Source organism: Sulfurimonas sp. (genome assembly GCF_016744025.1).
Taxonomy (GTDB): domain Bacteria; phylum Campylobacterota; class Campylobacteria; order Campylobacterales; family Sulfurimonadaceae; genus Sulfurimonas.
The window spans coordinates 1-4,995 of record NZ_JADGFC010000151.1; the positions used below are offsets into that span (position 1 = coordinate 1).

Annotated in this window: 5 protein-coding genes; 2 read left to right on the forward strand and 3 right to left on the reverse strand. The window is 30.3% G+C overall.

Annotation, left to right across the window (positions count from 1 at the left end; genetic code table 11):
- Window positions 1-79: 79 nt before the first annotated feature.
- On the reverse strand, window positions 80-547 hold the full coding sequence (locus QZZ48_RS13940; protein ID WP_294966864.1) for a cysteine hydrolase family protein: 468 nt from the start codon (window positions 545-547) through the stop codon (window positions 80-82).
- A gap of 79 nt (window positions 548-626) precedes the next feature.
- A complete protein-coding gene (locus QZZ48_RS13945; protein ID WP_294966865.1) occupies window positions 627-1,442 on the reverse strand; it encodes a helix-turn-helix transcriptional regulator in 816 nt (271 codons plus the stop codon).
- Window positions 1,443-1,535: 93 nt separating this feature from the next.
- Between QZZ48_RS13945 and QZZ48_RS13950 the strand changes: the two genes are divergently transcribed.
- Both QZZ48_RS13950 and QZZ48_RS13955 read left to right on the forward strand, forming a co-directional pair.
- Window positions 1,536-2,987: a replicative DNA helicase gene (locus tag QZZ48_RS13950; protein WP_294966866.1), complete on the forward strand. Its 1,452-nt coding sequence runs from the start codon at window positions 1,536-1,538 to the stop codon at window positions 2,985-2,987.
- Window positions 2,988-4,250: a ComEC/Rec2 family competence protein gene (locus tag QZZ48_RS13955; protein WP_294966867.1), complete on the forward strand. Its 1,263-nt coding sequence runs from the start codon at window positions 2,988-2,990 to the stop codon at window positions 4,248-4,250.
- Window positions 4,251-4,255: 5 nt separating this feature from the next.
- On the opposite strand, the gene QZZ48_RS13960 is transcribed toward QZZ48_RS13955, so the two are convergent.
- On the reverse strand, window positions 4,256-4,995 hold a 740-nt coding region (locus tag QZZ48_RS13960), incomplete at its 5' end, for an HD domain-containing phosphohydrolase (RefSeq protein ID WP_294966868.1).

The following is a 4,995-nucleotide window of genomic DNA, read 5'->3' on the forward strand; positions in this document are numbered from 1 at the left end:
TTGTTTTTGGTCGAATAAGATTAGCAGATTATCGATTAATCCTATCTTTCAACTTACTTTCAAAAAATTGCACTTGATTTTAGAATTGGCGTTTTATAACTTCATCGCGAAGCATTAAATCTCTTGTGGCACAAGCATCATGTGCTAGTGTTATTTTATAGCCTAAATCAAAAGCGGCTCTTACAGTTGTATCTATACACATATGAGTCATTGCACCACATATGATCAGCTCATCTGTATTTTCTTTGTCTAACTCTTTTTTTAGGTTCGTTTCTCTAAAACTATTTGGATAATTTTTTTCAATTATTGTTGCATTTTGTATATCCAATTTTTTATGTAATTTTACACCTTTTGTATTTGGCACAAAAAAACTACTACCCTCTTTTACAGAGACGTGTTGTACAAAATAGATTTTATACTCTTGTTCTCTGGCGAACTTTACTAAATCATTTGTTCTCTTTAGCGCTGCATTTACACCTACAAGCTCCATATTTCCATTTTTAAAATAATCATTTTGCATATCTATAACTATTAATGCTTTTTTCATAATTTACTCTCCTAAATTTGAATGTATTGTATTTAATATGAAAAAAAATGTATTGTAAAAAATTGATATATTGAGGATTTTATCTTACTAAACTATCCTGATACTCTTTTGGTGAAATAGAAAAAACCTCTTTAAAATACTTGTAAAGATGACTTTGGTCATTAAATCCTGCTCTTAGTGCAGCTTCTGAAATACTTATATCTTTAGATAACAGCTCTTTAGCCAAGTTTATTTTTTGATTTAAGACATATTGATAAGGAGTTAAGTTTAGCTCTTTTTTAAATATTTTTATGAGATGAAAAGGTGTGATCAAAAACTCTTTTGCTATATCTTCTAAACTCAAATCTAAACTAATATTTTCATCTATATAAGACTTGATATCACATGCTAAATTGTTGTTTATATTAAGCAATTTTTCATTAGAATTTTCAAGCATTATTTGTGAGATAAACTCTATAATTTGTTCCTCTTTTTTTATGTAAAAATCATTTGAGAAAATATTTTCACATAGTGTTAAAAATTCATTATAAGTATGAATATCTAAAAGTATATTCTCTTGAAATAGTATATACTCATCAGTATCAAATAAATTATTTTGAAGTTTTTGTATCCAACTCTTGTCTAAATATAGAGCATATAAACCCTTGCTTTCATCATCTACTTTTGTTGCACAATGTATTTCAAATGGGTTTAGCACTGCGATATTTTTTTCTTTTAAAACAAAATCATAATCTTTTAAATGAATATTTATACTACCCTTCTTAAGAGCTACTATACTCAGTTTATCATGCAAATGACTTTTAGGACAACCTTTTATGTCTTTATTGTAAGTCAGTTCTAAAAATGGTAACTTTTTATCTTTGTATGTTTTGTTAATATGTTTTCCTTTTGCCAATTAATATACCATGTTAACAAACTCACTTTTAAAAAGAAATAAGTTATAATCATCATATTATTTAAAAATATAGAATCATCATAAAGGTAAATTTTGCAAGACAACCTATACAACCTAGCTTTTGAACGCTCAATACTTAGTTCAATCGTATTTGAACCTCAACAATTTGATGATCTTAGTTCTTCATTAAAAAAAGATGATTTTTATCTTCCTGCTCATCAAGACATTTTTACTGCAATGACTACACTTCTTCAAAAAGACCAACCAATAGATGAAGAGTTTATCAAAAAAGAGCTTATCAAGATAAAGAAATTTGATGAACAGGTTATGATTGAAATTCTCTCTGCCAACCCAATTTCAAATACAAAAGCTTATGTTGATGAGATAAAAGATAAGTCTCTAAAACGTAACTTACTAACACTTACAACTGAGATAAAAAGAGTTACCGTAGAAGAAGAACTTCCATCTGCTGAAGTTGTAGATATTGTAGAGAAAAAACTATACGAGATAACTCAAGACAATCAGACAAGTGATTTTAAAGACTCTCCACAAATGACCTTTGACACTATGGAATACATCAAAGAGATGAAGGCTCGTGGTAACAGCGTACTTGTTGGTGTGGATACTGGCTTTCATGAGCTAAACAAGATGACTACAGGTTTTGGTAAGGGTGACCTTGTTATTATCGCTGCTCGTCCTGCGATGGGTAAAACTTCTTTTATTTTAAACACTGTAAATTCTCTTATCATGCAAGGAAAAGGTGTAGCTTTTTTCTCTTTAGAGATGCCAGCTGAGCAGTTAATGCTTAGACTACTTTCTGTTCAGACGTCTATACCTCTTCAACAACTTCGTCTTGGAGATATGAATGATGATCAGTGGAGTTCACTAAATGGTGCAATAGACAAAATGAACTCTGCTAAACTTTTTGTGGATGATCAAGGTAGTATAAACATTAATCAACTTCGCTCAAAGCTTAGAAAACTAAAGAACCAACATCCAGAGATTGAGATAGCTGTTATTGACTACCTTCAAATTATGCAAGGTGTTGGAAATGCTGATAGACACTTACAAGTATCTGAGATATCTCGTGGTCTTAAGATGCTAGCTCGTGAGCTTGAGATGCCAGTGGTTGCACTATCTCAGCTAAACCGTGGACTTGAAGCAAGAAATGACAAACGTCCAATGCTTAGTGATATTCGTGAATCTGGTTCAATTGAGCAAGATGCAGATATTATTTTGTTTGTTTATCGTGATGATGTATATCTTTATAAAGAAGAAAAAGAGCGAGAAAAAGCTGCTAAAAATGAAGGTAAAGAGTTTATCTCTGAGTATGTAGAAAAAGAAGAAGAAGATGCAGAGATAATTATTGGAAAACAAAGAAATGGTCCAACTGGTCATGTTAAACTAGTTTTTCAGAAAAAACTTACTCGTTTTATAGATGCGCCAAAGTTCTCTGCCGGAGTTGAGACTACTTATGAGAATATAGATACAAGTTCTGCTAACATCGATGTTGGTGCACCTTCCATAGCGATGCCGACCCTTTAAATGGCTTTAGAGAGAGTCGAACTTTTTAATAAAAAAGAGTTCCTCTCCTTTTTGCTTCTGTGCTCTTTTATACTCTGCTACTCTCTACTTATAAATTTTCAAAACTATAAAAACATAACACGCTTTGACTCATACATAATAGATGCCACAGTTTTAAAACAATACGCAAAAACTAAAGACTCTAAAAGTTATCAAGTTCTAAAACTAAAAACAGATAACGGTATTACTTTTTACACAGGAGCTAAGGAATCTTTTGAAGATGTTAAAGGTAAAGAGTTAACTCTTGAAATATTTGCAGCTAAGATTTCTTTTTATGAATATCTTACAACTTTTTATGCTTACTCAAGAGTACAAACTATCCATGAGGTAATAACTTTAAAACAAAAACTAAACTCATATATTGCATCTGAACATGATAGTGTAGACATTACAAATATATACCAAGCCCTCTTTAGTGCAACTCCACTAGATAAAGATTTACAAACTACATTTTCAACTCTTGGAGTATCGCATCTATTAGCTATAAGTGGTTTTCATCTAGGAGTTCTTAGTGGAATTCTTTTCTTTTTAATTAGACCAATATATAAGTTTTTTCAAAACAGATATTTTCCATATAGAAATTCTAAATCAGATATATTTTTAGCAGTGGCTTTTTCTTTATTTGTATATCTAAATTTCTTAGGTTCTCCACCTTCGCTACTTCGTTCTTTTACAATGTTAATTATTGGATTTGTTCTTTATGATAGAGGCATAAAAATAATCTCTATGCAAACACTTCTACTAACAACTATTCTTCTCTTAGTTATATTTCCTAAACTACTGTTTTCACTTGGGTTTTGGCTCTCAATATCTGGAGTATTTTATATCTTCTTATTTCTTATTCACTTCAAGCATCTAAGTAAAATATGGCAATTTATAATCATTCCATTTTGGGTATATATTCTGATGTTACCATTGTCTTTAACAATTTTTTCTAACTTTAGCATCTATCATCCACTCTCAATAATTTGGACATCACTATTTACAATCTTTTATCCGCTTAGTATTCTCTTGCATCTAGTAGGTTTTGGGAATATTTTTGATGGAGTATTGGAGAGTTTAATGCTATTGGCTCAAAATCAAACTAGTGTGGAGTTAGATGCGAAGATACTGCTTTTACATATAGTCTTATCTTTCATTAGCATATATAAAAAAAGTTTTGTATATGTATTAATTACTTTTAGCTTCTGTGTTTTAATATACGCGATTTATCATATATCATAGAGTCATTAATAATTTTTCTTCTCATCTTTAAAAGCATCTCTTACTTTTAAAAAGTCTTGTAACTTTTCAAAAAATATATCCACAAGTTTTGGGTCAAAATGTTTGCCTCTCTCTTGTTTAAATAAAATAAATATTTTCTCATCATCCCAAGCTTTTTTATAAACCCTATCACTTGCTAATGCATCAAAAACATCTGCTAGAGCTGTGATTCTTCCATAAATATGAATATCTTCTCCAGATATTCCTTGAGGATAACCTGAACCATCCCATTTTTCATGATGCTCGTAAGCAACTGTTGCTGCCATCTTTAAAAGAGGTCTATTTGAATTCTTTAGCATTTCATAACCAAATTTTGCATGGGTATTCATAACCTCTCTTTCGTTATCATCAAATCGACCAGGTTTATTTAAAATCATATCAGGAATTGCTACTTTTCCAATATCATGCATTGGACTAGCCTGTTTTAGCATCTCAGCTTCTTTGTCATTTAACCCTGAATACAAAGCTAAAAGTTTTGAATATTCAGCAACTCTTTTTACATGATTTCCAGTCTCTTTTGAACGTGATTCTCCAATTGCTCCCATTGTAAAAACAACTTCTTTTTGAGTAATTTCTATTTCTTGGTTTAAGTCATTTATCTCTTTTAAACCTAATTGGATTTTTTCTTCAATCTCATCAACAGAAATACCTATATTTTTTGAAACCTTGTAAGCAATAATGATTACAAAAAGTACAGTAAATAAAG